The sequence below is a fragment of the Sphingomonas sp. ASY06-1R genome (genome assembly GCF_052180265.1).
Classification (GTDB): domain Bacteria; phylum Pseudomonadota; class Alphaproteobacteria; order Sphingomonadales; family Sphingomonadaceae; genus Sphingomonas_I.
Window position 1 is genome coordinate 32,056 of sequence record NZ_CP197464.1, and the last position, 24,423, is coordinate 56,478.

Consider the following 24,423-nt stretch of genomic DNA (forward strand, 5'->3'; position numbering starts at 1 on the left):
ATTGAACCGAATCGGCCAAATGTCCGACATTGACCGCCGGCGTCCTCCCCGCTTATCGTGGGACATCGGAACCGCCGCCCCTTGAGCGGCGGGACGACGAAGGGGGAGCATGACCGGACCATATCGGCTCAGGCTGAACGCGGGCATTGCGCCGCGCGCCTCCCTTCATCCGTAAGACAATGCCGCAGGCGGCGCGAGCGGAGGAGGAGATCGGGTGAAGGCGCTTCTGAAAGGGTTCGGTACGGCCGCACTGATGGTGGCCGCACAGGTTGCGGGCAGCGCGCCGGCAGCGGCGCAGGCCGGCACCAATGTTCCGCCCGCAATCGCCGGGGCCAAGCCGGTGCGGATCGATCATATCAAGGTTCACGCGCCTTCGATTGCGGGCAATCTGGAAGGGGAAGCCGCGGATCGCGACGTGCTGGTGGCGCTGCCGCCCAGTTATGCGAGCAGTCCGCGGCGTCGCTATCCGGTCGTTTATGCCCTTCACGGCTATTCGATCGGCGCCGAGCAATGGACGAAGGAAATCCACGTCCCTCAGACGATCGAAGGCGCCTTCGCGAAGGGCGCGCCCGAGATGATCGTCGTGTTTCCCGATTCCAAGACGATCCACAACGGGTCGATGTATTCGATGTCGCCGACGACGGGCGATTTCGAAACCTTCATCGCGCGGGATCTCGTCCGCTATATCGACGCGCATTATCGCACGATCCCCGATCGGCTGAGCCGCGGCCTGGCCGGCCATTCGATGGGCGGATATGGCACGGCGCGCATCGGCATGCGCCATCCCGACATATTCGGCGCCCTCTATATGATGAGCCCGTGCTGCCTGTCCGCCCGCGCGGCCGGCCAGATGGATGCGCAGGCGCTGGCGGCGCTGGAGGGGGTGAAGTCGGCGGCGGATTCGGCCAAGCTTCCCTTCCTGCTGCGCGCGCAGCTCGCGAGTGCGGCCGCCTGGTCGCCCAATCCGAAAAACCCGCCCCTCTATTTGGATCTTCCGGTGAAGGACGGGGCGGTGCAGCCGGACGTGCTGGCGAAATGGGCGGCGAATGCGCCGCTGGCCTTTGTCGATCAATATATCGGCAATCTGCGCCAATATCGGGCGATCGCGATCGATGTCGGCGATCAAGACAGCCTGAAGGTCGACGCCGAGAAGCTGCACAAGGTGCTCGACAGCTACGGCATCGCCAACCGGTTCGAAATCTATTCCGGCACGCATGTGAGCAACGTCGCCTTCCGTTTTCAGGACGAGCTTCTTCCCTTCTTCGGCCAGATTCTCGCACCCGCGGCCAAACGGTGACTACGTGTGCACCCTTTCCTCCGGTGGACAGCCTGATAGACAGCCACGATGACCGCTAAATCCGACGACGACATACCCGAAACTTCCGCTGAGGAGGGCGCGGTGGTGCCGCTTGCGAAAAGCGGGCGCACCGGCCGGCGTCTGCGCGGCGCGATCGCGCACAAGCTGGGCGTGTCGATCCTGTCGGGCGAATTTGCGCCGGGCGACGTTCTCTCCGGCGAAATCGCATTTGCCGAGGCGCTGAATGTCTCTCGCAGCGCCTATCGCGAAGCGGTGCAGGTGCTCACTGCGAAGGGGCTGGTGGAAGCGCGGCCCAAGACCGGAACGCGCGTGCTACCGCGCGACCGCTGGAACCTGCTGGATCCGGACGTGTTGGCCTGGGCCTTTTCCGGCGAACCCGACCAGCAATTGATCCGCAGCCTGTTCGAACTGCGCCTGATCATCGAGCCTGCCGCAGCCGGGCTGGCGGCCGCCAAGCGCGATCGCGACGAGCTGCGTCAGATGAAGGATGCGCTGGCGTTGATGCGCCGCCATTCGCTCGCGACCGATCTGGGGCGCCAGGCCGACCGGCTGTTTCACGATACGATCCTGCGCGCGACGCGCAACGATGCGCTGGTCGTGCTGAGTGCCTCGATCGGATCGGCGGTCAGTTGGACGACGCAATATAAACAGCGGTCGCGTGCGTTGCCGCGCGATCCGATCCCGGAACATGTGCAGGTGTATGACGCGATCGCCGCCGGGGATCCGGATGCCGCCAATGCGGCGATGCGCGTGCTGGTGGAGCTCGCGCTGGAAGACACGCGCTGGGCGATGGAAGGCTGATCCCGAGACGGATCATCGAAACATACTCGCAACGAACAGCCAGAACGCAAGGGGATGAAGATGGTCAGCGCGACAATGAAGGGCTTGCTGCTTGCGGGCAGCGTGCTCGCGGCATCTTCGGCTTTGGCGCAGGCGGACGTCCGGTCAGAGGCGGATCGTCTTGCTACGGCACTGGTCGCCAAGATGACACCGGATGAGAAGATCGCGCAGCTCGTCAACGTCGCGCCGGCCATCCCGCGGCTCAACATCCCGGCTTATAATTGGTGGACCGAATCGTTGCATGGCGCGATCGGCCCCATTCCCACCACCAACTTTCCGGAGCCGATCGGCCTGGCCGCGACCTTCGACGTGCCGCTGATGCACCAGGTGGCCGGCACGATCAGTACCGAAGTGCGCGCCCTGCACACGTTGGGACGGCAGACGGGCAAGCTTGGCAAGATCGGCACGGGCCTCGACACCTGGTCGCCCAACATCAACATCTTCCGCGATCCACGCTGGGGCCGTGGCCAGGAAACCTATGGCGAGGATCCCTATCTGACCGCGCAGCTGGGCGTGGCCTTTGTCACCGGCGTGCAGGGGCCGAACCCCGATCTGCCGGACGTGATCGCCACGCCCAAACATTTCGCCGTGCATAGCGGGCCGGAATCGACCCGCCATACCGCCGACATACCCGTCACGCCTTATGATCTGGAAGATACCTATCTTCCCGCCTTCCGCGCCGCGATCGTCGACGCCAAGGCCGGATCGATCATGTGCGCCTATAATCGCGTCGTCGGGCAACCCGCCTGCGCGAGCGATCTGCTGCTGAAGGATCATCTGCGCGGCGCCTGGGGCTTTACCGGCTATGTCGTGTCGGATTGCGATGCCGTCGTCGATATTTACGAACATCATAAATATGCGCCGGACGGCCCCGCCGGGGTGGCGGCAGCACTCCATGCGGGCGTCGACAATGAATGCAACAATGCCACGCTGGGCGGCGCGACCAACCTGGGCGAGCGCTACAAGGCGGCGCTGGCGCGCAAGCTGATCGGCGAACCGGATATGGATCGCGCGCTGGTGCGGCTCTTCTCCGCCCGACTGCGCAATGGCGATCTGCCCGGCTTGAGCGCCCGCCAGCTGTCCGCCGTTCCGGTCAGCGCGATCGGCACGGCCGAAGCGCAGGCGCGCACGTTGCAGGCTGCCTCGGAAAGCCTGGTACTGCTGAAGAATGATGGCACGCTGCCGCTGAAGCCCACTACCAAGATCGCCGTGATCGGTCCGTTGGCGGATGCGACGCGCGTGCTGCGTGGCAATTACTCCTCCGCACAGACGGGCCCGCGCTTTTCGATCTTCGATGGGCTGCGCACCGCCATGCCGGGTGCGAAGATCACCCTGGTGCCGTTCACCGCCTCCATCACCGATGGCGATCCGATCCCCGACAGCGCGTTCGTCGATCCGGATGGCAAACCCGGCCTGCGCGCCGATTATTATAATGCCCCGCCGCTGGCGCCCGGCGCCGATCCCAAGACGCCGGCTGTCTATGATGCCAAGCCGGCGGTGACGCGGATGGAAAATAATCTCGGCTCGCGCGCGAGCGAGCTCAAGCAGGTCTCCGAACGCTATAAGGTGGTGTGGACCGGCTTCCTGGTCGCACCCGAAACCGGCACCTATCGCCTCGCGGTGACGGGGGCGACCGGCGATCTGCGCGTCGATGGCAAGCCGGCGCTGTCGGCAGACCGCTATTCGCAATGGGCCGAGCCGCTGAAGCTGGTCGAAGTCTCCCTGCGCAAGGGCGAACGCTATCCGATCCGCTTCCAATCCGAAGCCGGGGCGACATCGGCGGCGAGCACGCTGTTCTGGAAGCGTATCTCCACCAATCTCGACGCCGATCTGGCCGCCGGCACCGCCGATGCCGACGCCATCATCGCGGTGGTCGGCCTGACATCCGATCTGGAAGGGGAGGAGATGCCGGTCCATGTCGAGGGCTTCTCTGGCGGCGACAAGACCTCGCTGGAATTGCCGGCGGATCAGCGCGCCTTGCTGGAAAAGGCACGCGCCTTGGGCAAGCCGCTGGTCGTCGTGGCGATGAACGGCAGCGCGATCAACCTCGCCTGGGCGAAGGCGAATGCGGCGGCCATTGTCGAGGCCTGGTATCCGGGCCAGGCGGGCGGACTCGCGGTCGGCAATGTGCTCGCCGGCAAGACCAATCCGTCCGGGCGGCTGCCGCTGACCTTCTACCAGAGCCTGGCCGATCTGCCGCCGTTCGACGATTACAGCATGAAGGGCCGGACCTATCGCTATTATCGCGGCACGCCGGTTTATCCGTTCGGCTTCGGCCTGAGCTATACCAGCTTTGCTTATGCGCCGCTGACGGTGCGGCCGATCGCGGGCGATCCTGCGCAAGGTGTGCGGGTAACCACGACCATCACCAACAGCGGTAAGCGGGCAGGCGATGAAGTGGCGCAGCTATATCTGAATTTCCCCGATGCGCCGACGGCGCCGCGGGTTGCGCTGCGCGGCTTCCAACGGCTGTCGCTGCAGCCCGGGGAGAAGCGCACTGTGACGTTCGACCTGTCCCCGCGCGATCTCAGCAGCGTGGCACAGGATGGCACGCGCCGCGTCGTGCCGGGCGGCTATCGCGTGAGCGTCGGCTCCGGTCAGCCGGATACCGGCGTGGCGACCCAGTCGGCCCGTTTCACCGCTGCCAAGACGATCGATCTGCCGAAATGACAGGCGGGAGCGCAAGCGAAACTCTATCGAGCGATGCGTCAATCGGAAGCCGCTTGTCCGAGCAGTAGCCGCATCGAACGAAAATCGACGGTGTAGCTGCCGTTCGCGCTCAATGCCGGCTGGCCAAGGTTGCCAAGGATCGGGGATGCCTTGTCCCCGTCCAACGCAATCGACACGTCGCGTTCGACGACAATTTGCCCCCCGGCCCGGATCGTCAGTTGCGGCTCGATCAGCACATCGCTCTCGATGCTGCCGCCCAATCCCGAAGACGTGTCCCGCGTCTTCGACCAAAGGCTCGCGCGATCGTCGAACCGTGCAGCATAGCTCGCATAAAGGGTCGTTCGCCGCGCGCCCGTATCGATGCTCAGCAGGCTCTTGCGGCCCGCAATCTCCACCTCGGCCACCGGCGTCAGCTGGTTCATGTACAGCGTCGCCCCCGACCCCAGCAGCGGCGCATTCCGGTCGATCGCGAATGTGCCATCGGGATCGATCCGGAACCGACCGAGCATCGCCATGGCCGGGTAACCGAGCGCCGCCTCGATCTGGTAATCGGCGCGCGCCGTTCGGATGTGCATCGCCGCATCGGGCGCGACGATCGCCACCACATTCCGCAATATGACGCTGCCGACCGGCAACCGGTCGATGACCGCGATTCGTGTCACGACCGAATGGCCGGTCGATCCTGCCACATGATAGCCGGCATCGCGCACGGTCAGTTTCATCCGCCGGGCTGCGCTCTCGGACACGATGGAATAATTAGCGCCGGTATCGATCATCCACGGCAGCGTGACGCCGCGTACCGTAAGATCGACATTCCGCGTGCCGAGCGCATTGCGGTAGGTCTGCAATGTTGCTGCCGTACCGCCCGTCGCCCTGGGCCTGGAAAGGCCGCGCAGTATCGCTGCGGTGCCGAGTTCGTTGCGCAGATCGGCAAACTTGCCGGGGTCCTTGAGGTCATCATGGCCGTCGAGCCATCGCGCGATGAGGCGATATTCCTTCTTATATTCACCGCGCCTGCGATATGTATCGAGCAGCGCCAGGAAGGCTTCGTATGCCTGGGGAGACCCGGTTTGCTCCAACGTCGTCAGGCAGGGCGGTAGCGATCGCGCCGCCTGGTCGAGACGATTGTCGCGGCTGGCGATCACGCCTTCCACCGCGCAGCGATCGGCCCCCTGCGGCATCGCATCGGCAAGGGCACGCGCCTCGGCCATGTCCCACCGCTCCAGTGCGGCATCGACGGGTTGCACGGCCGCGGGCGCTGCAAAAGCCGTCAGCGTCGGCAAGGCAGCAACGGCGAGCGCGAGCATGGCGCGTAAGGACATTTCAGGAAACTCCGAGGGCGTGCCCTGTAATTCGCGCGCTGAGCGATGCTGGTCACACGGTGTCGAATGGTCCGGCCCGATTGCCCACGGGACGGCCGTCCGTCCTAATCACTCCGAAGGGACGCGGGGTGCGTCAGGCGTCTGCGCTCATGCTTGAGACTAAATCACAGGCGTGCACCTTGCGGACTGTTTTCGCCGCGGCTTATGTCTCCCTTGCTGCGGCAGGCCGGTAACGTCCGGCCGAGATTTCCGCCGGGCTATTAACGGCCACCACGTGGCGGCAAGATCGATCGGCGACCGTCCCAACAGGCTGGGCGCTTCCCCGCCGGTGCAATGCGTGAGGACATAAGATGGAGTGGAGCGACGTCCGCATCTTTCTGGCCGTAATGCGGTCCGGCACGCTGGGCGGCGCTGCGCGTGCGCTGCGGCTCAGCCATCCCACGATCGGTCGGCGCCTGCGCGCGCTTGAGGAGGCGACCGGCCACACGCTGTTCCAGAGAACCGCCGATGGACATGTCCTGACCGAGGAGGGGAGCGCCATCGTCGCTCTGGCGGAGCAGATGGAGGAGGGCGCGCTGGCGCTGGAGCGGCGGCTGGCCGGGCAGGAACAGGATCTTCGCGGTTGCCTGCGCATATCCTCGGCCGACTGGTTCGGCGCCTACGTCCTGCCCCCGATCATCGCCGACTATAGCAAGGCCTATCCGGGCGTTGACGTCGAGATCCTCACCGGAACGCGCCTCTTCAGCCTCGCGCAGCGCGAATCGGACATCGCTTTCCGGATCGTGCCCTTCGACACGTCCGACATCGTGCAACGGCGGCTCGCCCGGTTGAACTATGGCGTATACGTGGCCGCCACCGCACCCGAGCCGGTGTTCGGCGATGGGATGGGCTTCCGTCTGATTACCCACGACACATCGACGGGGCATTTCCCCGATATCGCCTGGCTCATGGAGAGCTTCCCCAATGCGACACCCGTCATGCGGTCGAACAACCGGAACGTGCAGGCGCGCATGTGCCGACAGGGCGTCGGCATCGCCGTACTTCCCCAGGCGGTCGGCAAGCAGACCCCGGGACTGCGCCTGCTCGACCTCCCGTCAGAGCCGCCCAGTCGCGACATCTGGATGGGCTATCATCGGGATCTGAAGCACCTGCAGCGACTCCGTGCTTTCATCACGGTAGTGGAAGATCACCTGCGCGAGGTGCTGCCCTGACTCAGCCAGGCGTTTGACGATAACACCTTTATCTGAGGCATACGCCCGCCACATTCTGGTTGCACATGATGGCGCGCTTGATCCGTTACGACGGTGTCTTGCTCAGTCCTCGTCCTGCCACCTGCGCAGGTCGGTCTGATCATGATAGGGCATGCGGTCGGGCGTGGTGATGAATTCCATCGTCGTACCCCAGGGCATGCGGCAGTAGCAGACCTTGTTTCGCGGACCTTTCTCGGTCGCATAAGGAATAGCGCGCGGCGCCGTGAGCGGAGTGCCTCCGGCCTTTGCGAAGCGCTCGACCGATGCGTCGATATCGTCGGTGTAGAGCGCGAAATGCGTGATGCCGAAATCGCTGGCGCGGATCGGCTGGGCTTGTTCGGGGCCGTGCATTTCGAAGAGCTCGATATCGGGCCCGGTGCCGATCTTGACCATCGCCTGCGCACGCACGATCGTTCCTGGGAAGGCGTCAACGGCCCGCTCGAATTCGGGTCCCTGCCGCGGCGGATCCTGCGGTCCAAAGGATTGATAGATTAGCTGGCCGCCGAAAGCGTCCATCAGGAACGATTTGGCCGCTTCGATATCGGGCACCGTGATGCCGATATGATTGACGCCGCGAATGACAGGTACGGTCATGACAATTTTCCTTTCTGGTTTACGCACTCGGTTGGAATTGGTGCGGGCGTTACGGGCGTTCGGTTCGCGATCCGGTCGGCTCACGGCGGCGCGGTCGCCGCGTTTCACTGAGCCTTGAGGAAATGGATGAGAGCGGCCGCGACGTCCTCGGGCCGTTCGTCCGCCAGATAATGGCTGCACCGCGCAATCGAGCCGCCGGTCACATTGCCGGCAAACTCCTTGAGCATCGGCACCATCTGCGGACCGAAGCGCTGTTCCCCACCGAGACCCAGCACCGGTATCGCCAGCGGCTGCTTCTTATATTCCAGCGCGGCTGCATGGTCGGCGGTGAGGGTGCGATACCATTCCATACTGCCGCGGGTGCGGCCAGGGAGCTCCATCGCTCTCGCGTATATCTCGATATCCGCCGGATTGAAGCGGCTGTGATCGTAGAACCGCTCCGACATGAAGGCCGAAATATACGCATATTCGCGGCCATGGATCAGGCGCTCGGGCAGATCCCGATTGCTATGGAAGCCGAAGTGCCACAGCCGGGCGATGGTCGCCTCCCATTCGGACCAGCCTGGCAGCGGTACGTCGAGGATGGCCAGGTGCGTAACCGCCTCGCGATGGAGGGCGGCCTGCGGCAAGGCGACCATACCGCCGATATCATGCCCGCACACGGCATAGCGTTCATGCCCGAGGGCAATCATGACTTCGTGCGCGTCGCGCGCCATCGTCGCCTTGTCATAACCGTCGACCGGGCAATCGGAAAAACCCGCGCCGCGCAGATCGATGGCGACAACGCTGAATTGGTCGGCCAGCAGCGGCATCACATGGTGCCATTCCCACCATGTTTCCGGCCAGCCGTGCAGAAGAAGGATGGGCGGGCCTGCGCCTCCCGTGACAGCGTTGATCTTGATACCGTTCACCGGCACTATTTGCTGGGTAAATCCCTTCAAAGTTGCGATCATGATCGCTCTCCAGTCAGATATTCATGGTCAAACAGAGCGCGCGGCCCGCGCTCAGGGCTGGTCGAAATCGGTGGCGATCGTGATGTCGCGCCAGGCGTCGATATCGTTGCGGAAAGCCGCGAGCTTGCGCGCCGCGATTGCGTGCGCGACTGGGCCGAGCGGCAGATGAAGCGGCGCATTATCGGCGTCGACCGCCTGCAGGATCACCGCGATCGCCTTGTCGGGATCGCCCGCCTGGGCGCCGTCGTTAGTGTCGCGATAATGCTTGCGTGAGCTCGCGGCATATTCCGGCATTTCGCGGGCCGCCATCGCGATCGAACGGCCAAGGAAATCGGTGCGGAACGGCCCAGGCTCGACGATCAGCACGCGGATGCCGAAGGGCTTCAGCTCATCAGCGAGCGCTTCGGAAATCCCTTCCACAGCGAACTTGGCGGCGTTGTAATAGCCACCGCCGCCACCGCCCGCGATGCCGGCGCCAGACGACATGTTGACGATCGTGCCGCCCGAACGGCGCAAGACGGGCAAGGCGGCTTTGGTAGTTTCGATCAGACCGAAGACGTTCACCTCGAACATCGGCCGATATTCCTCGGGCGTGCCCTCCTCGATCGCGCCGAACAGGCCGTAGCCGGCATTGTTCACGAGCACGTCGAACCCGCCGAAGGTCTCGACGGCCTTCGCAACCGCGGCCCTGGCTGCCGCCGCATCGGTTACGTCCAGTGGCAAGGCGATCATCCGGCCACCGAACGGCGCAGCCATTGCCTCGATCGTCTTGATATCGCGCGCCGTCGCGATGATCCGGTCGCCGCGCCGTGCGCCGGCGAGCGCGAGCCGCTGGCCGAAGCCGCTCGAACAGCCTGTGATGAACCAGGTTTTCATCACAGGCTGTCCGACGTGTTTGCAGACGACGCAAAGCCGTTGCCGCCACGGACCGTCATATCGGCCATGATCGACCAGTCTTTTTCGCCAAAGCCCGCTGAAACGGCTCTGCTGAGCCCCTCGCGAACCGTTTCAAGCATCGGCAGGATGCGTCCGATCGCGTCGCTGGCTTCCGTCGCCAGGCGCATGTCCTTGAGTGCTAGACTGGCTTTGAAGCCGGGCTCGAACGATCGGTCCGTGATCTGCGCGCTGTAGCTCTCATAGGCGCGGCCCGAGAACAGGGTGCCCAGGATGAGTGCGAAGAAATCGGCCCGATCGAGGCCGACGCTCTCACTCAGCACGACACCTTCCGCCATCGCCTCGATCGCCATGGCGATCATCACATTGCAGGCGAGCTTTGCCATATTGGCGCGCGCGGGGTCTTGCCCCAACTTCCATGTCTTTTTGCCGAGGGAAGCGAGCAGCGGCTCGATCGCGCCAACGGCATCGGCCGTCCCGGCCGCCAGGATGTTAAGCTGGCCACTTGCCGCGACGCTCGGGCGCCCGAGCACAGGCGCGGACACATAGCCAAGGCCCGCCTCTTCGTGCAGCCGCGTCAATTCGCGCGCGAAAGCGACCGAGATCGTCGACGTGACAATATGGATCAGCCTCGGTCGCGCGCTTGCAAGCAGGCCGGCATCGACGATCACGCCGCGAATGGCTTGGTCGTCGGATAGCATCGTGAAGACTGCATCGGCCTGAAACGCATCCGCCGCGCGTTCGACAAGCGTCACCCCGGGGACACGATCCTGCGCGACCTTGCTGCGGTTCCAGGCCCGAACATCATGGCCTGCCTTCACCAGGTTCGCGGCCATTGGCGCGCCCATATTGCCGAGACCGATGAATCCGATCTGCATCTTGTGTTTCCTTATAATTGGGAGCCGCGCGCAGCTTCGGAGCGGCGCGCACGCATCCGCCGATCAGAACGGCGTCACGATGCTGCGCTGCGGTTTGACGGCGGTGACGATGTCGACGTCCGCCATGATCCGGGCAGTTTGCGGCGATTTGAGCGCCGCTTCCATCGCGGCCTCGTCGCGGAAGTTCACGACAGCGACCGCGATCAACCCGGCGCCATCGCCTTGCGGAAAGAAGCCGTCGGCGCTGACCAGCCCGTAAGGTGCCCAGCTTTCCCGCACGAGCGGGAAATGCACGTTGATCCAATGATCGCGATCGAACGGCGTCTGCGCATCGCCCGCATAGGTCACCAGCATTGTGATCATCATCGAAATCCTCATTGCGACCATTCGGATCGTGACGCCGCGTTCCGTCACGGCTCGAGATCTGCTGAGTCCGGAAGGGCTTCTCTTGGGAGGCACAGCCAGACGATGACCGGAATTTAGATGCTTGGATTTGTTCTTTAAGTGACATGATTGCACGATCGTCGTTCAGTTTTGTGTGTGCGTGGTGGTGCACGCAAGAGACAGGCGGCTTTGCCCACGGCAGCGCTCATCGCGCCGGTCGTTATGAGTGCTGGCGCGCTCCTGCGGACGGGCGCGGGGTGAGGGCAGTGACAGAAGCTACACCCCAGATCTGGCCTGGTCTGGCGACCGCATACATTGCGCGCGACATTTCCTTCCACAAGGCGTTGCGGTCAGCGTCTTGCGCGTACAGCATCGCCATGCTGTGCGTCGCGCCCGGCACGTAACGAAAGTCGGCGCGGCCCCCGACTTTGCGGAACGCGGCATCGAGCCGACGCACCGGGCCGTCGAGATAATAGGAATCGGCGGTTCCGACCACGACATGGATCTTGCCGTTCAGATACTTGCCCAGCCGCGGCCAATCCGCTTCGATCCGGTGCCCGATATCGTAATGCGCACGCCAATAGGCCGCCACGGCGGGGTCGACAGCGCCGGTCCCTCGGTCGAACAGAAAGGCGGGCGTGCCATCGCGTCGGCGCGGAGAAAAGACCCATTCCAAAGAGCGGAGCTGGCCGCCCTTGTTGCCAAGCACGCCCTCTAGCAGGGCAGCGTCCTCAATCGTGCCGAGCACCCTGCCGTGATCGCGTTCGAGGGGGCGTGGCCGGCCGCTCCCATCATGGTAGATGTTCGCTTTGGGCGCGTAGAGATCGACGCCGAGAAAGTCGTGGAAGTCGACCGGATCGGGTGCCGTTGCCCAGCTCCCGCCGAAGCGTTGCGGGTAGCGGACGATGGCCCAGAGCGCGAACCAGCCGCCCGAACTGTGCCCCGTCAGAAAACGGCCCGACGGTTTGGCGTCCATCCGGTATTTGGCCTCCAGTGCGGGAATGATCTCGTCGACCAGCGCTTTGCCCCACGGACCATTATTCGCGCTGTCGGCAAACTCCGTCGTGCCTGTCGGGGACGAATGATCCAGCGCGACCCAGATCATCGGCGGCATGGCGCCGGTTTCCATCAGGTGCCACATGCGCGAAAGCTGCTGGCCGGCCAGCTTGTGGTCTGCGCCGAACGCGCCGGCTGTGTAAACGGTGGGATAGGTGGTGCGCGACGTGGGGTCATAGCCGGGCGGGGTAAGCACCCATGCGGCCACGGCTTGGTTCGCGCCGTGGAAGCGCGTCAACACTGCGGATGCTATCCGCTCATCGTGAAGATGCGGACGGGATGCGGCGATCTGCTCCGCCGCGGCAGGGGGCAGCCCGGTCGTGTCGAACTGGTCCTTCTCCGGCGGCAGCGCATGATCGAGCGGAATGACAGGCATCGACGAAAGCGGGAAATGGAGGGTGACGACCTTGGATACGAGGTCGCCAGGCCCCCGACCGGCAAAGTTGTAATCGCCGTTGCGATCGAGCACCGCCTGCACATGATACGAGTCCTGCGGCAGCGTCGCGAAGCTGGCGGGGAAGGCCATTGCCCGCGTATCGATCGCTATGGAGCGACTGGCTCTGAAACCCGACACGTCGCGTGCCGCGACCGAGACGCTCCGATCGCGCTCCAGGTCGACCGCGTCGCTGGTCATCGTTTCGCTCGTCGTCGGCGTGGCGAACAGCAGCAGCCGTCCGCTCGCATCCTCGACCAGGTCTGACGGCAGCGTCACGGCGAAACGCGCTTCGGGCTCCGCGGCGCCGATGAGAAGCGACGCCGATCCCGACACCAGAAGAAGGCGGATCGCCTTTGGCACCGCCCTGCGGCGCAATTCGATCTCAATCAGCGCGATCATGCGCATCAGGCCTCTTCTGTCCAAGGCTGAAGATCGAGCAGCAATGTCGGGATCAATTCCGATACGGTGGGATGGATGGGCACGGCCCAGCGCAGCTGCTCGATCGGCTGGTCGGCATTCATCATGTCGAGAATGCCGTGGATCGCCTCATCGCCGTTCGTTCCCAATATCGCCGCGCCGAGTATGCGGCGCGTCTCGCTGTCAGCCACCACTTTCATGAACCCTTGGGTCTCGCCCCGTTCCACCGCCCGGCCGACGCGGGACATGGGTCGCATCGCGTGAAGCAGGGGTCGCCCGGTTTTGGCGGCCTCAGCGTCGGTCATGCCGACCCGGGCGAGCGGAGGATCTATGTAGAGCGCATAGCCCGGAAGGCGCTGGCTGACCCGGCGGTCCGCCCCGTCCAGGAGGTTCGCTGCGACGATCTCGAAGTCGTTATAGGCGGTGTGCGTGAAGGCGCCCCGGCCGTTGCAATCCCCCAGGGCCCATATGCCGGGCACGCTGGTTTCGAGCTTGTCGTCAACGATGATGTAGCCGCGCGCGTCGACGGCGATGCCCGCCGCCTCCAGCCCCAGGTCGTCCGTGTTCGGCCGCCGCCCGACCGCCATGAGGACGTGGCTGGCGACGACCGGCTGCGCATCCGCCGCGCAGTCCACCCGCACCTCGACATCGTCGCCGCTGCGCGCGAAGCCGATGCAGCTTGCATTCGTACGGATCGCAATGCCTTCGGCCTCGAAAATCTGCCGGACAGCGGCGGACACGTCGGGATCCTCCCGCGCGATGAGGCGGTCCATGCGTTCCACCACCGTGACTTCGGCACCGAAGCGCCGATACATCTGGGCGAATTCCAGCCCGATATAGCTTCCGCCGATCACCACAAGATGCCGCGGAAGCACGTCGAGCGCGACGATATCGGTATTGGTGAGGATCGGGACCTGATCGGCGCCCGGCATGTCCGGCACCACAGCCCGGCCGCCGACATTGATGAAGATGCGCGGCGCGGTCAGTCGCTCCCCATCGACGGTGACGACGCTGGAATTCTCGAAGCGCGCATGTCCGCGGATCAGCTCGACATTGGCCATGTCGGACAACCAATGCTCGTTCCCGGTGCGGCCATCCTGGATGATCATCTGCGCCCGAGCGGCGACTGCTTGCATGTTCACATCGACCGCCCCGGCAACGTTGAAGCCATAATCCGCCCCCCGTCGCGCAGTGTGGATCGCGTAGGCGCTCGCGACGAGCGTCTTGGTCGGCCTGCAGCCGGTGTTGACGCATGTGCCGCCGACATGGTGGCGCTCGATGATGGCGACCGACAGGCCGGCATCGTTCAGCCGGCCGGCCAGCGCCGGACCCGCCTGGCCGGCGCCGATGATGATCGCGTCGAAGCTGCGCATGCGAAGGCTACCTTTTTGATGTGGGCCAAGGGGCGACGCGCCGCTTGGCAGAAAACGGGTCTGCGCTTGGGCGGGGCCGCCAAGGTTAAATGATGCTGGGGCGCAGGTTGGGGTAGGGCAGGTCTGGTGAGCGGCCTTCACCAGACCTCCCGGGCCGGAGATGCGCGGGGTGTCAGGCCGCCATTGCCCTCGCGTGGTGACGCGCGCCGCTGATTGTCAGCAAGACCGCCGAGACCAGGAAATAGAAGGCGCCAAAGGCGGCGTAGGGCGCGATGTCGGCGATGCTGACCGGCGCGGCGCTAGCGGCTTTGCTGAGCATGAATGCCCCGGCGAGCCCCGACTGGGCGCCGCTCAGGATCATTGCCCATTGCGCACCATAGGACTTCCAGCGCCGCACCCCGGTGGCGAGCTGGAACAGGCCGGAGAGTATCGCCCACACACCGAAGACTTGAAGGACCTGATGCATGCCGTGCGACAGGGTCGCGGCGACGACAACGGCGGTGACGACGCTGACGGCGAAGTTCAGCATCTGGCTTTTATTCTGTGCCAGGCCACCGCTGCGGCCGGCGTCGAGATAGTTCGCCAGCGCATCCCAGGCTGGATATGCGATGAGCATCACCGCCGCCAGCGGCGGCACGGCCTTCGCGACCGTGAAAGCCAGCGCGACCCAGACCGCGGAGACGGCGAAGCGCAGATAATAATAGGTTTTCAGCCAGTCCCGGTCCGGGGACTTTGCATCGGTGATGGTCTTCATATCATGATTCCTTTCTGTGACGCGGCCGCACGCCATCCGTCCCGGAATCGGGATGAGTTGGCGGTCGGCGGTTCAGGCATGTGCGGCTCGTATTTTGCCGCCTCAGATCAGTTCAAAGTCCGGCGTCGTTCAGGGCGGAGGCCCGCGGCTGGCTGGCGCCGTGCGCAGCGCAGGCTCCGCGATCAATTTCGAAAGGCAGTCCGAGCGCATGATGGCTTATTCGCGCGCACTGCGATGTTGGTCACCCAATCCCCAGTTTTTTTAACGGCAGTCTCGGCCGTGCTCCGATCGGCGGCATAGACACTGACGCTGTCAGACGGACCGTCCATGGGGCCTGATCTGCTTGGCTAACTGGTGACTGCCGGACGTCAGGCGGCGAAACCGCCGTCGATCGTATGCATGGCGCCTGTAATCCCGCGCGCCTGCGCGCTGGCGAGATAGAGGGTCAGGCTCGCGACTTCGTCTGCGGTGCCATAGCGTTTGATCGCCATCTGCTGGAGCATGCCGGCCGCACGCGGACCATGGGCCGGGTTCATATCCGTATCCGTCGGACCAGGCTGGATCACGTTGATCGTGATGCCGCGCGGACCCAGGTCGCGTGCCAAACCGCGCGCCATGCCCTGCATCGCCGCTTTGGTCAGTACGTAGGCGGCAAGGCCGGGAAACGGCATGTTGTCGGCCGTGTCGGACCCGATGACCAGGATCCGCCCACCCTCGGGCATCAGGCGTGAGGCCTCGACGCTGCCGAAATAGGCACCGCGCACGTTGACGTCGATCATCCGGTCGACCGCGTCTGCGTCCATCGTCAGGGGATCGCCTAACAGCAGCAGTCCGGCATTGTAGACAAAGACGTCTATCGGGCCGGCATCGCGCACTGCCGCGATCAGCGCATCGCGCGCGCCCGCGTCGATCTGGAGCGCCTGCGCGCCGGTTTCGGCGGCAAGCTGGCGGGCGGCGGTTGCGGAGGCGGCATAGGTGAAGATCACCGTCGCGCCGGCGGCAGCGAAAGCCCGCACGATCGCTGCCCCGATGCCGCGGCTGCCGCCGACGACGAATATCTTGCGATCAGAGAATGTCATCCTGCGTGTCCAATTACGGGAGGAAGGAAGGGGATTGGCGGGTGCCGTGACAATGGGGGTTACCGGAGCGGCGCCCGATGCGGTCAGAGCGGCGTGCCCACGGTCCGCGACACACTTGCATCCGTGAAGCGGGGAACGTCGGCCATCACCGCCGCCGTCTCGGGCGATGCGAGCGCGGCGTGCAGCGCGTCTTCGTCACGAAAACGGTAGAGGCCCACGGAGACGTCCGCGCTGTTGGCGTCCCCTGGAAAGAAAGCGGATGCGCTCTCCAACCCATATTGCCGCCAGCAGGCAAGCGCCAAGGGAAGGTGGACGTCGACATAATGGTCGCGATCGAAGTAGGTGCCGCCGCTGCAGGTGACGGTCAGAATTGCATATGTCATCGGCAAGATCTGGGCGGATCATCGATGATCGTAAACTTACAGGCTTGAATATTCTCTGTTCAATATTGTGGGTGGTTCGCGGGCCGGACCACGATGCCGTCTCTGTGAAACAGATCGGCAGACGGTAACGACCGAGCGGTCAGGCGGCGCCGAAGTCTTGGGTCGACAGGCGGGTCGGTCGGCCCGCCCGCAACCGGACCTTGGCTTGCCGGTCGCCCAGCCAAACCACGCGCTCGCCATCCAATGCGGCCGTCAGCGTCACGGCCGTCAGCGCGCCGTCCCGCCAGGCGAGATCCACCTGGCAGGTGCCGCGCGCCTGCAGGCCTTTTACCGATCCGGTCGGCCAGGCGCGGGGCAGCGCGGGCAGCAGCAATATCTCGTCGCCGCGGCTCTGCATCAGCATCTCCGCGATCGCGCGCGTGCCGCCGAAATTGCCGTCGATCTGGAAGGGCGGATGCGCGTCGAACATATTGGGGTAGGTGCGTTCCGGCCCCAGCAGGAAGCGCAGGATGCGGTGGGCATGTTCGCCGTCGCGCAGCCGCGCCCACAGATTGGCGCGCCAGGCGGTCGCCCAGCCGGTGGATTCGTCGCCGCGAATTTCCAGCGAGCGCTGCGCCGCGCGGGCCAGCGCGGGCGTGTCGTCCAGATTGATCTGATCGCTCGGGAACAGCGCATACAGATGCGAGACATGGCGATGATGCGGATCGGGCGCGTCCGCATCCCAATCCTGCTGCCATTCCTGCAATTGCCCCTGCTTGCCGATCTTGTCGGGCGCCAGTCGTGCGCGTGTCGCCGTCAGCTGCGCGGCAAAGTCGGCATCGATGCCCAGGATGGCGGCGGCGTGCGCGGTATAGGCGAACAGATCGCGCAGGATCTGCTGGTCCATCGCCGGGCCGGCGCAGATCGATGCGCCATGGGGATGGATGTTTTCCGGCGACAGCGACGGGCTCGTCACCAGCTTTCCCGATTGCGGATCGGTTTGCAGCACGTCCAGAAAGAACAAGGCCGCGCCGCGCATCAGCGGGTAGATCGATCGCAGATAGGCTTCGTCGCGGCCATAATCGTAGCGCTCCCATAAATGGGTGCACAGCCACGCCCCGCCGGTCGGCCACAGCCCATATTGCGCGCCGTCGATCGGTGCGGTCGCACGCCACAGATCGGTGTTGTGATGCGCGACCCAGCCCCGCGCGCCATACATGGTGCGCGCGGTCCTCGTGCCGGAAATGGCGAGGTCGCGGACCAGCGCGATCAGCGGCGGTACGCATTCGGCGAGGCCGGTCGGCTCGGCCGGCCAGTAATTCATCTCCGTGTTGATGTTGATCGTATATTTCGATCCCCATGGCGGCTTGACCGATTCATTCCACAGGCCCTGCAGATTGGCGGGTTGCCCGCCGGCGCGCGAGCTGGAGATCAGCAGATAGCGGCCATAATGGAAATACAGGGCAGCCAGCGCCGGATCGTTCGCGCCTTCGCTGGTGCGGATCCGCACGTCGGTCGGCTGGTCCGCGGCCGGCGTACGGCCAAGATCGAGGCGGACGCGGCGGAAGAGACGTCGGTGCTCGGCCGTCGCCGCCGCGGCGATGGTGCGAAAATCCTTGGCGGACGCAGCGGCGATGTGGCGTTCGACGATCGGGCCGGGATCGCCACCGCCGTCGTCGAACCAGCGATAACCGGTCGCCATCGCGACCACGATCGTGACCGCGGTTACGCCCCGCGCGCGTAGCCGATCGCCCTCGGCGTTAATCGTCCCCCCGTCCGCCGATGCACGCACCAGCGCGGCGAAGCGCAAGACGCCGGGCACGCCATGTTCGCTAGGGCCGACGCCGGTGAGCAACAGGCGATCGCCCGCCGCCTGTGTCGTCGCGCGCTGCGGCGAGGTGAGACGCAGATCGAGATCCAGCGCGTGCGGCCGATCGACGCTGATACGAATAGCCAGGACCTGATCGATCGCGGACGCCTGGACGTCGCGCCGATAGGTGATGCCACCGGCGCGAAACTGGGTAGTGGCCACCGCCGCATCCAGATCGAGCGCGCGATGATAATCCTCAACCCCGGCCGGTTCGACCCGCGGCAGATCAATCAGCAGATCGCCGATTGGCTGATAGGACATCTGGCTGAGCGGCTTCGCCATGACCTTGGCGTTGGCCAGCGCCTCCGCTTCGGCGAAGCGCCCCGCCGCGATCAGCCGGCGCACCTCCGGTATGGCATCATGCGCGTCCGGGTTGATCGGATCATAGGGGCTCCCGCCCCAGAATGTGGCTTCGTTGAGTTGTAGCCGTTCGTGCGCGCTGCCGCCGAACACCATCGCGCCAAGCCGGCCATTGCCGACCGGGAGCGCCTCGACCCACGCATCGGCAGGCTGGCGATACCAGAGGCGATGCGGATGATCGCGATTGCTCTGCCCGATCGCGCCGCTGGAACAGGCCAGCCCCGCGACGGCGACGGACCCCTCCAACAGGGTCCGCCGGGTGACGCGGGGCTGGGACATGTGCCGGATCCTTTTAACGCAGATCCAGCACTATGACCGATTTCGGGGGAAGCGAAAGGCTGAGCGTGCCGCCATTGACCTGTGCGCCGGTAAAGGGCTGCGGGCTGACCGTGTTGGGCTGATCGAAGCTGTTATGCGCGTCCATCGTCGTACCGGTCAGGATACGACCGGTGACGCTGCTCGCCTGTACCCCCGTCAGCGTCATGTTGACCGGCATGGCGCGATTGGGATCGGCATTGACCAGACCGATATGAATCTGTCCTGCCGTATCGCGCACGGCCGATACGCTGACCGCCGGCGCAACATATTGGTCCTTATTATACCAGGGCGACGACAGATCCGTCGGCAGCACCGTCGCGTCCTGCCACGGCTTGTACATGTCATAGACCCAATAGGTCGGCGTCTTCACCATGCGCGGCCCGTCGGTCAGCAGCATCGCCTGCAGCACGTTCACCATCTGCGCGATCGCGGTGAGCTTCACCCGATCGGCATGGTGCGCGAAGATGTTGAGGTTGAGCCCGGCGACGACCGCGTCGCGGACGCTGTTCTGCTGCACCAGGAAGCCGGGGTTGCTGCCCGGTGCGGGCGCAAACCAGGTGCCCCATTCGTCCACCGCCAGCCACTTGGTCTTGCCCGGATCATATTTGTCCATCACCGCCGAATGTTTGGTGATCAGCTCTTCCATCTTGATCGTGCGGGCGATGGTTTCGGCCCATTCGACTTCGCTGAAACCCAGTGCCTGCTTCTTGGCGTTGAAGCCGCCGGGAATCGTGTAATAATGAAGCGAATAGCCATCGATATATTTGCCGGCGACACGCATCATGGAATCGGTCCAGGCGACGTCGTCCTCCAGCCCGCCGCTGGCGATCTTCATCATCTTGCCGTTGCCGGATTTGGCGAACTGGGCGTAGCGGTTGGTGACGTCGGCGGCATATTCGGCGCGCATATTGCCGCCGCAGCCCCACAATTCATTGCCGATGCCGAGATATTCGACCTTCCACGGACCCGCATGGCCATTGGCCGCGCGCTCCTTGGCGAGCGTCGACCCGTTGGGCGAGGTCATATATTCGACCCACTGTGCACCCTCGCTCGGCGGTGCGCTGCCGACGTTCAGCGAGACATAGGCTTCCGCGCCCAGCTTCTCGACGAAGCCCATGAATTCATGCGTGCCGAAGGCATTGTCTTCATTCACGCCGCCCCAGTTGGTATTGATCTTGACCGGGCGTTTGTTGCGCGGGCCGATGCCGTCGCGCCAATGATATTCGTCGCCGAAACAGCCGCCCGGCCAGCGCACCAGCGGCACCTTGATGTCGCGCAGCGCCTGCAGCACGTCCTTGCGATAGCCGTGATCGTTGGGGATGGACGATTTTTCGCCGACCCAGATACCTTCATAGATACCATGGCCGAGATGTTCGGCGAACTGGCCGAACACCTGCCGGTACATGCGCGGCCCCGGCGTATCGCCGCGCACCGTGATCGTGGCCTGCAACGGCTCGCTTTGCGCCAGGGCCGGCGCCACGGGCGCGGCCAGCAGGCCAAGCATTACCAGAGCCGATGACATGATCCCGCGCCGCATCCTGTTCCCCTCAAGCAATTTCGTCTGAATTATTATGTCGGAGTATAAGCCGGACCAGGTACGGTCAACACTTGGTGCCGCGGCGATGGCGGCGTTGTCGCCAAATTGGCGGGTACCACGGCAGGAGAAGGCTGGCCGCAAGGCCGCCGTCCGGCAGGAGAGGCGGGGGCGCCGGCGGACCGGCACCCCCAGAGGTGACGTCTAGAATTTCAGGTGAGCACCCAAGGTGAAGCGCCGGCCATAGGAATAGACGTCCAGCAGCTGGTTCTTGAAGCGACCATGCGTGCTGTAGGTGGAGTTGTTGATGTTCAACGCTTCCGCGAAGACGCTGATATGCTTGTTGATCTCGTAACTCGTGCTGAGATCGACCTGCACCTGCGAATTCACGAAAGTCGGCTCGGCGCCGAAGGCGCTGGTATTCTGGTTCTGCCCGAACTGCAGCAGATATTCGTCGCGCCAGTTGACGGCCGCCCGGAACTGGAAGCCGTTCTTGTCATAGAAGCCGACGAAATTGGCGGAGTTGGCCAGGCCCGTCACCGCGAAGCCGCTCGACGATATGTCGTTGCGATCATAGGGCTTGTTCGTGTCGACGAAAGTGGCGTTGGCGTTGAAGCCGAAGCCGCTGTCGCCGAACACATGCTGCCAGGCGAGTTCGACGCCGCGCACGGTTGCCGATGGCCCGTTGACCCGCGCGGAGACGCTGAACACCGCTGCCGCACCCGTGCTGGGATCGACCACGCCGTTGATCGTCTGGCGCGTTACGCCGGCAACGATGAAGTTCGACACATTCTTGATGAACCCGTCGATCGCGAAATAGGAGTTACGCTTATAATACCATTCCGCCGCGACGTCGTAATTGTCCGAGAGGTAGGGCTGGAGCAGCGGGTTTCCGCCACTTGCGGTAAGCGCGCCCACACGCTGCCCGCTGCCCACGTCGAGGACCGGGTTCAGCGTATTGAGTGCCGGGCGGGTCAGTGTTCGCGATGCGTCAAAGCGCAGCGTGAGCTTGTCCGTGGCCTCCAGCTTCAAATCGACGCTGGGCAAAAGGTAATGATAATTGCTCTTGGTCGTGATCGGCTGGGTGGGCGTGTAGGTCGCTACGGTCAGCAGCGTCGGATCGCCCGAATTCTGGATGATGGTCAGCGGCAGACGTCCAAAGCCGCTGGAGCTCAAATTCGTGCTCTCGCGCCGCAGGCCGGCATTGAAGTGGAACGGCATGCCGGCAATTTCGGCCGTATAATTGACGCGCAGGAATGCCGCCCAGGTCTTTTCGCGGATCGTCTGGATGCCACCGATGTTGGTGGCGAGATCGAACGCACCGGTGAAGTTCGTGCCGACGGTCGGCGCGCCATAATTGAACCCGGGGATATTCTTTTGCTGCGGGTTGCCCAGACCGGACAGATAGGCCTGATAGGCGCGCGGATCATATTTCAGCAACGCCGGCGGTAGATTGCCCGAGAAGCCGGGAATGAAGTCCTTCAGGCCAATCGTGCCCTGGAACAGACTGGAAGGCAGCATCACGCCGGTGTCGCGGCCGGAGGCCGAACCATAACCGGAATAAGCCTGCCAGTAATTGTTCGCGAACGTGTCGCGGCCTTCCAGGTGATATTTGTCGTCAAGATAGGTGCCACCGGCGCGGATGCTGAGATTATCCTGCTCCCATGTCGCCTGCAGCTTCGCTTGCTTCACCCGATCGGAATTCTGCTGAAGCTGCCGCACGGTAACGTGCGATCCGATCAGGGATTGATCGAGCCAGCGGCTCTGGTTGCCTTGCGGGCCATAGGTGGTCAGTTCCGGGAAAGACTTGTCGCTATTGCCCGTAATCTTGATGCCGAGCGGTGTACCGATCGCGCCGCCATAGCCGACGTCGGCATTGTCGCTGGACACGCCGATGCCGGGGTTGAGCTTGCTCTGGGCGTAGCTGACATCGCCTTCGACGTGCAGATGCTCGCTGGCATCCCACTTCACGTTGCCGCCGACCTGGTTGGTGCGCAGAATGCGGGTGTTGCGGGTGGCGTTGAAGTCGGTCGGGGAGCCGTTCTGGACGAAGTTGACGACCGTCCCATTGTCATCGAGCTGCACGTTGCGCAGATCGCCGCCATTGAACCAGATGCCGAAGGACGAGATGTTCGTGCGCAGCTTCTGGCGCGAATAATTGTCGTCGATCGTCAGCAGCAGGTTTTCAGACGGGTGCCATTGCAGCGCGATCCGCCCGTCGATCCGCTCGTCATTCACATAGCTTTGTTCGGCGCCATATTGCTGCTCGAACCAGCTTAGCTTGTTCTTGGGCCCGGCGAGATCGGCGGCGGTGCACGTCGGCGTTAACTGACAGGGCGCAAGATAGCCGCCGACCCAGCCCGACACGAAGACGCGGTTCGTCTTGGTCTTGTGGTTGGTATAGATGCCGTCGACCAGGATGCCGAGCGTGTCATCTGCGAACGTATCGCTGAACAGCAGCCCACCCGTCGCAGCCGCCTTGTCTGAGCGGGTCTGGTAGGAGCCGGAGCCGCTCGCTGCGATGCGCAAACCGGGATGATCGAACGGCTTGGGGAATTGCACATTGACGGTAGCGCCGATCGAGCTGCTCGACAGCGAGACGTCGGGGGTCTTGAGGACATTGAGCTGTCCGACAAAGTCCGAGCCTACGGTGCTGAAATCGACCGATCGGCCGCCACTGGCGGTCGAAATGCGGCGCCCGTCATAGAGCGTTTCGTTAAAGTCTCCGCCGAAACCGCGCACCGTGATGCCGGTCGGCTCACCGCGCGCGCCGTCCCGCTGGATCGATACGCCCGGCAGGCGCTGCAGCGATGCCGCGAGGTTCGAATCGGGGAATTTGCCGATATCTTCGGCGGAAATGGCATCGACCACGCCGGCAGCCGAACGCTTGATGTCCAGATTGCGCTGCAAGGAGCCGCGCAGGCCGGTCACGACAATTTCCTCCTCGGTTGAGGCGGTGCTGCCGGGTGTGACGGTATCCTGCGGCTGGCCGGCCTGCTGGGCGGTCAGATTGCTGGAACTGGGCGTGGCGGGCTGCACCACGGTGCCGTTCTGCGTGCTGGGATTGTTGGTCGTGTCCGTCTGTGCGGCGACCGGTGCGGCGACCACGAGCGCGATCATGCTGGACGCGCCGGCCAGCATGGCCTTGCGCAAGCATGACGGATGGCGGCCCTGAATGGCGATGCTCATCAGTATTTCCCCTCTTCTGTGACATTTTGTTTTTGGTCGGATGACAATGTGGATCGCGCCGGCGGCGGGCGCAGCGCTGTGAGCGCTCACACAATATCGATTCGATGGCCACCATGCGCCGTTGCGCAGCGCTATCCTCTCCTGTCTGCTCCACGCCTTTTATCGGGCGGTATCGCTAACAATGCATTTGTCGGTCAATTCATAACGGGATGCAAGGGGGATTTGCGTGCGAGAGCCATGCTTTGATGTGCTGTGGCGCGATTGCCGCATCGGCCTTGCGGCTAGGATCGGGGTATAGGTCGTAACAAACAACGGCTGGATTGCGGCTCAATGCCCGGCGAGAAGAGCTTGGTATGCCGATGACCCATTCGCTTTGGATCCGGATCGGCCCTAAATGAGTCCAAGAGTTTCTCTATTCTCAATGCCGTTCAGATCAATCGTCAATCCCGTACCCAATAACGCAGCGTGACGCTGCGCGATGATCGCAGCGATTCGCGCGATATGCTTGGTGTGTGCATACTCGCATGTGCGAGTTCGCATGTTTTTGGGGACAAGCGAGTTTTTGATGGTGG

At 64.0% G+C, this 24,423-nt stretch carries 18 protein-coding genes; 4 read left to right on the forward strand and 14 right to left on the reverse strand.

Translation table 11 applies throughout. The annotated features are described in order from the left end of the window. Positions 1–214 precede the first annotated feature (214 nt). Genes ACSBM8_RS00170 through ACSBM8_RS00180 form a run of 3 tightly spaced genes read left to right on the forward strand, consistent with a single transcriptional unit; the run spans position 215 to position 4,828 of the window. Complete coding sequence (locus ACSBM8_RS00170) at positions 215–1,297, forward strand: alpha/beta hydrolase (protein WP_442679656.1); 1,083 nt, start codon at positions 215–217, stop codon at positions 1,295–1,297. 48 nt (positions 1,298–1,345) lie between these two features. After that, on the forward strand, positions 1,346–2,119 hold the full coding sequence (locus ACSBM8_RS00175) for a FadR/GntR family transcriptional regulator (protein ID WP_442679657.1): 774 nt from the start codon (positions 1,346–1,348) through the stop codon (positions 2,117–2,119). A gap of 60 nt (positions 2,120–2,179) precedes the next feature. Next, positions 2,180–4,828: a glycoside hydrolase family 3 C-terminal domain-containing protein gene (locus ACSBM8_RS00180; RefSeq protein ID WP_442679658.1), complete on the forward strand. Its 2,649-nt coding sequence runs from the start codon at positions 2,180–2,182 to the stop codon at positions 4,826–4,828. A 38-nt stretch (positions 4,829–4,866) separates the two neighbouring features. Here ACSBM8_RS00180 and ACSBM8_RS00185 read toward each other — a convergent pair whose 3' ends face one another. Beyond that, the gene (locus ACSBM8_RS00185) at positions 4,867–6,150 is read right to left on the reverse strand and encodes a retropepsin-like aspartic protease family protein (protein ID WP_442679659.1); all 1,284 of its coding nucleotides are present in this window, start codon (positions 6,148–6,150) and stop codon (positions 4,867–4,869) included. Between the two features lie 350 nt (positions 6,151–6,500). Between ACSBM8_RS00185 and ACSBM8_RS00190 the strand changes: the two genes are divergently transcribed. Continuing rightward, a complete protein-coding gene (locus ACSBM8_RS00190; RefSeq protein WP_442679660.1) occupies positions 6,501–7,361 on the forward strand; it encodes a LysR family transcriptional regulator in 861 nt (286 codons plus the stop codon). Positions 7,362–7,463: 102 nt separating this feature from the next. Here ACSBM8_RS00190 and ACSBM8_RS00195 read toward each other — a convergent pair whose 3' ends face one another. The 13 genes from ACSBM8_RS00195 to ACSBM8_RS00255 form a co-directional block, all read right to left on the reverse strand. After that, positions 7,464–7,994: a VOC family protein gene (locus ACSBM8_RS00195; protein WP_442679661.1), complete on the reverse strand. Its 531-nt coding sequence runs from the start codon at positions 7,992–7,994 to the stop codon at positions 7,464–7,466. 104 nt (positions 7,995–8,098) lie between these two features. Then, entirely contained in the window at positions 8,099–8,947 is an 849-nt protein-coding gene (locus tag ACSBM8_RS00200) for an alpha/beta fold hydrolase (protein WP_442679662.1), read from the reverse strand. A 51-nt stretch (positions 8,948–8,998) separates the two neighbouring features. Further along, entirely contained in the window at positions 8,999–9,823 is an 825-nt protein-coding gene (locus ACSBM8_RS00205) for an oxidoreductase (protein ID WP_442679663.1), read from the reverse strand. Continuing rightward, positions 9,823–10,719: an NAD(P)-dependent oxidoreductase gene (locus ACSBM8_RS00210; RefSeq protein WP_442679664.1), complete on the reverse strand. Its 897-nt coding sequence runs from the start codon at positions 10,717–10,719 to the stop codon at positions 9,823–9,825. Before ACSBM8_RS00210 ends, ACSBM8_RS00205 begins: the two co-directional genes overlap by 1 nt. A gap of 63 nt (positions 10,720–10,782) precedes the next feature. Continuing rightward, entirely contained in the window at positions 10,783–11,085 is a 303-nt protein-coding gene (locus ACSBM8_RS00215; protein WP_442679665.1) for an EthD family reductase, read from the reverse strand. Between the two features lie 238 nt (positions 11,086–11,323). Further along, positions 11,324–13,000, reverse strand: coding sequence for an alpha/beta hydrolase (locus ACSBM8_RS00220; RefSeq protein ID WP_442679666.1), 1,677 nt, complete (start codon positions 12,998–13,000; stop codon positions 11,324–11,326). Continuing rightward, the gene (locus ACSBM8_RS00225; RefSeq protein WP_442679667.1) at positions 13,000–14,385 is read right to left on the reverse strand and encodes an FAD-containing oxidoreductase; all 1,386 of its coding nucleotides are present in this window, start codon (positions 14,383–14,385) and stop codon (positions 13,000–13,002) included. The genes ACSBM8_RS00220 and ACSBM8_RS00225 overlap by 1 nt, the downstream gene beginning before the upstream one ends. Before the next feature lie 172 nt (positions 14,386–14,557). Further along, complete coding sequence (locus ACSBM8_RS00230; protein ID WP_442679668.1) at positions 14,558–15,139, reverse strand: DUF308 domain-containing protein; 582 nt, start codon at positions 15,137–15,139, stop codon at positions 14,558–14,560. 368 nt (positions 15,140–15,507) lie between these two features. Beyond that, positions 15,508–16,218, reverse strand: a complete 711-nt coding sequence (gene bdcA, locus ACSBM8_RS00235; protein ID WP_442679669.1) for an SDR family oxidoreductase — start codon at positions 16,216–16,218, stop codon at positions 15,508–15,510. A gap of 83 nt (positions 16,219–16,301) precedes the next feature. Then, a complete protein-coding gene (locus ACSBM8_RS00240) occupies positions 16,302–16,601 on the reverse strand; it encodes an EthD family reductase (RefSeq protein ID WP_442679670.1) in 300 nt (99 codons plus the stop codon). A gap of 139 nt (positions 16,602–16,740) precedes the next feature. Further along, a complete protein-coding gene (locus tag ACSBM8_RS00245; RefSeq protein WP_442679671.1) occupies positions 16,741–19,089 on the reverse strand; it encodes a glycoside hydrolase family 95 protein in 2,349 nt (782 codons plus the stop codon). A gap of 13 nt (positions 19,090–19,102) precedes the next feature. Next, positions 19,103–20,650 carry an alpha-N-arabinofuranosidase gene (locus ACSBM8_RS00250; protein ID WP_442679672.1) on the reverse strand — a complete coding sequence of 516 codons (1,548 nt, stop codon included), beginning with the start codon at positions 20,648–20,650 and terminating at the stop codon, positions 19,103–19,105. 216 nt (positions 20,651–20,866) lie between these two features. Next, a complete protein-coding gene (locus tag ACSBM8_RS00255; RefSeq protein WP_442679673.1) occupies positions 20,867–23,851 on the reverse strand; it encodes a TonB-dependent receptor in 2,985 nt (994 codons plus the stop codon). Positions 23,852–24,423: the final 572 nt, after the last annotated feature.

Coding starts and splice junctions, on each gene's coding strand:
- ACSBM8_RS00175 (WP_442679657.1), top strand. CDS start 1,346: ATGACCGCTAAATCCGACGACGACATACCCGAAACTTCCGCTGAGGAG.
- ACSBM8_RS00180 (WP_442679658.1), top strand. CDS start 2,180: ATGGTCAGCGCGACAATGAAGGGCTTGCTGCTTGCGGGCAGCGTGCTC.
- ACSBM8_RS00185 (WP_442679659.1), bottom strand. CDS start 6,150: ATGTCCTTACGCGCCATGCTCGCGCTCGCCGTTGCTGCCTTGCCGACG.
- ACSBM8_RS00190 (WP_442679660.1), top strand. CDS start 6,501: ATGGAGTGGAGCGACGTCCGCATCTTTCTGGCCGTAATGCGGTCCGGC.
- ACSBM8_RS00195 (WP_442679661.1), bottom strand. CDS start 7,994: ATGACCGTACCTGTCATTCGCGGCGTCAATCATATCGGCATCACGGTG.
- ACSBM8_RS00200 (WP_442679662.1), bottom strand. CDS start 8,947: ATGATCGCAACTTTGAAGGGATTTACCCAGCAAATAGTGCCGGTGAAC.
- ACSBM8_RS00205 (WP_442679663.1), bottom strand. CDS start 9,823: ATGAAAACCTGGTTCATCACAGGCTGTTCGAGCGGCTTCGGCCAGCGG.
- ACSBM8_RS00210 (WP_442679664.1), bottom strand. CDS start 10,719: ATGCAGATCGGATTCATCGGTCTCGGCAATATGGGCGCGCCAATGGCC.
- ACSBM8_RS00215 (WP_442679665.1), bottom strand. CDS start 11,085: ATGATGATCACAATGCTGGTGACCTATGCGGGCGATGCGCAGACGCCG.
- ACSBM8_RS00220 (WP_442679666.1), bottom strand. CDS start 13,000: ATGCGCATGATCGCGCTGATTGAGATCGAATTGCGCCGCAGGGCGGTG.
- ACSBM8_RS00225 (WP_442679667.1), bottom strand. CDS start 14,385: ATGCGCAGCTTCGACGCGATCATCATCGGCGCCGGCCAGGCGGGTCCG.
- ACSBM8_RS00230 (WP_442679668.1), bottom strand. CDS start 15,139: ATGAAGACCATCACCGATGCAAAGTCCCCGGACCGGGACTGGCTGAAA.
- bdcA (WP_442679669.1), bottom strand. CDS start 16,218: ATGACATTCTCTGATCGCAAGATATTCGTCGTCGGCGGCAGCCGCGGC.
- ACSBM8_RS00240 (WP_442679670.1), bottom strand. CDS start 16,601: ATGACATATGCAATTCTGACCGTCACCTGCAGCGGCGGCACCTACTTC.
- ACSBM8_RS00245 (WP_442679671.1), bottom strand. CDS start 19,089: ATGTCCCAGCCCCGCGTCACCCGGCGGACCCTGTTGGAGGGGTCCGTC.
- ACSBM8_RS00250 (WP_442679672.1), bottom strand. CDS start 20,650: ATGTCATCGGCTCTGGTAATGCTTGGCCTGCTGGCCGCGCCCGTGGCG.
- ACSBM8_RS00255 (WP_442679673.1), bottom strand. CDS start 23,851: ATGAGCATCGCCATTCAGGGCCGCCATCCGTCATGCTTGCGCAAGGCC.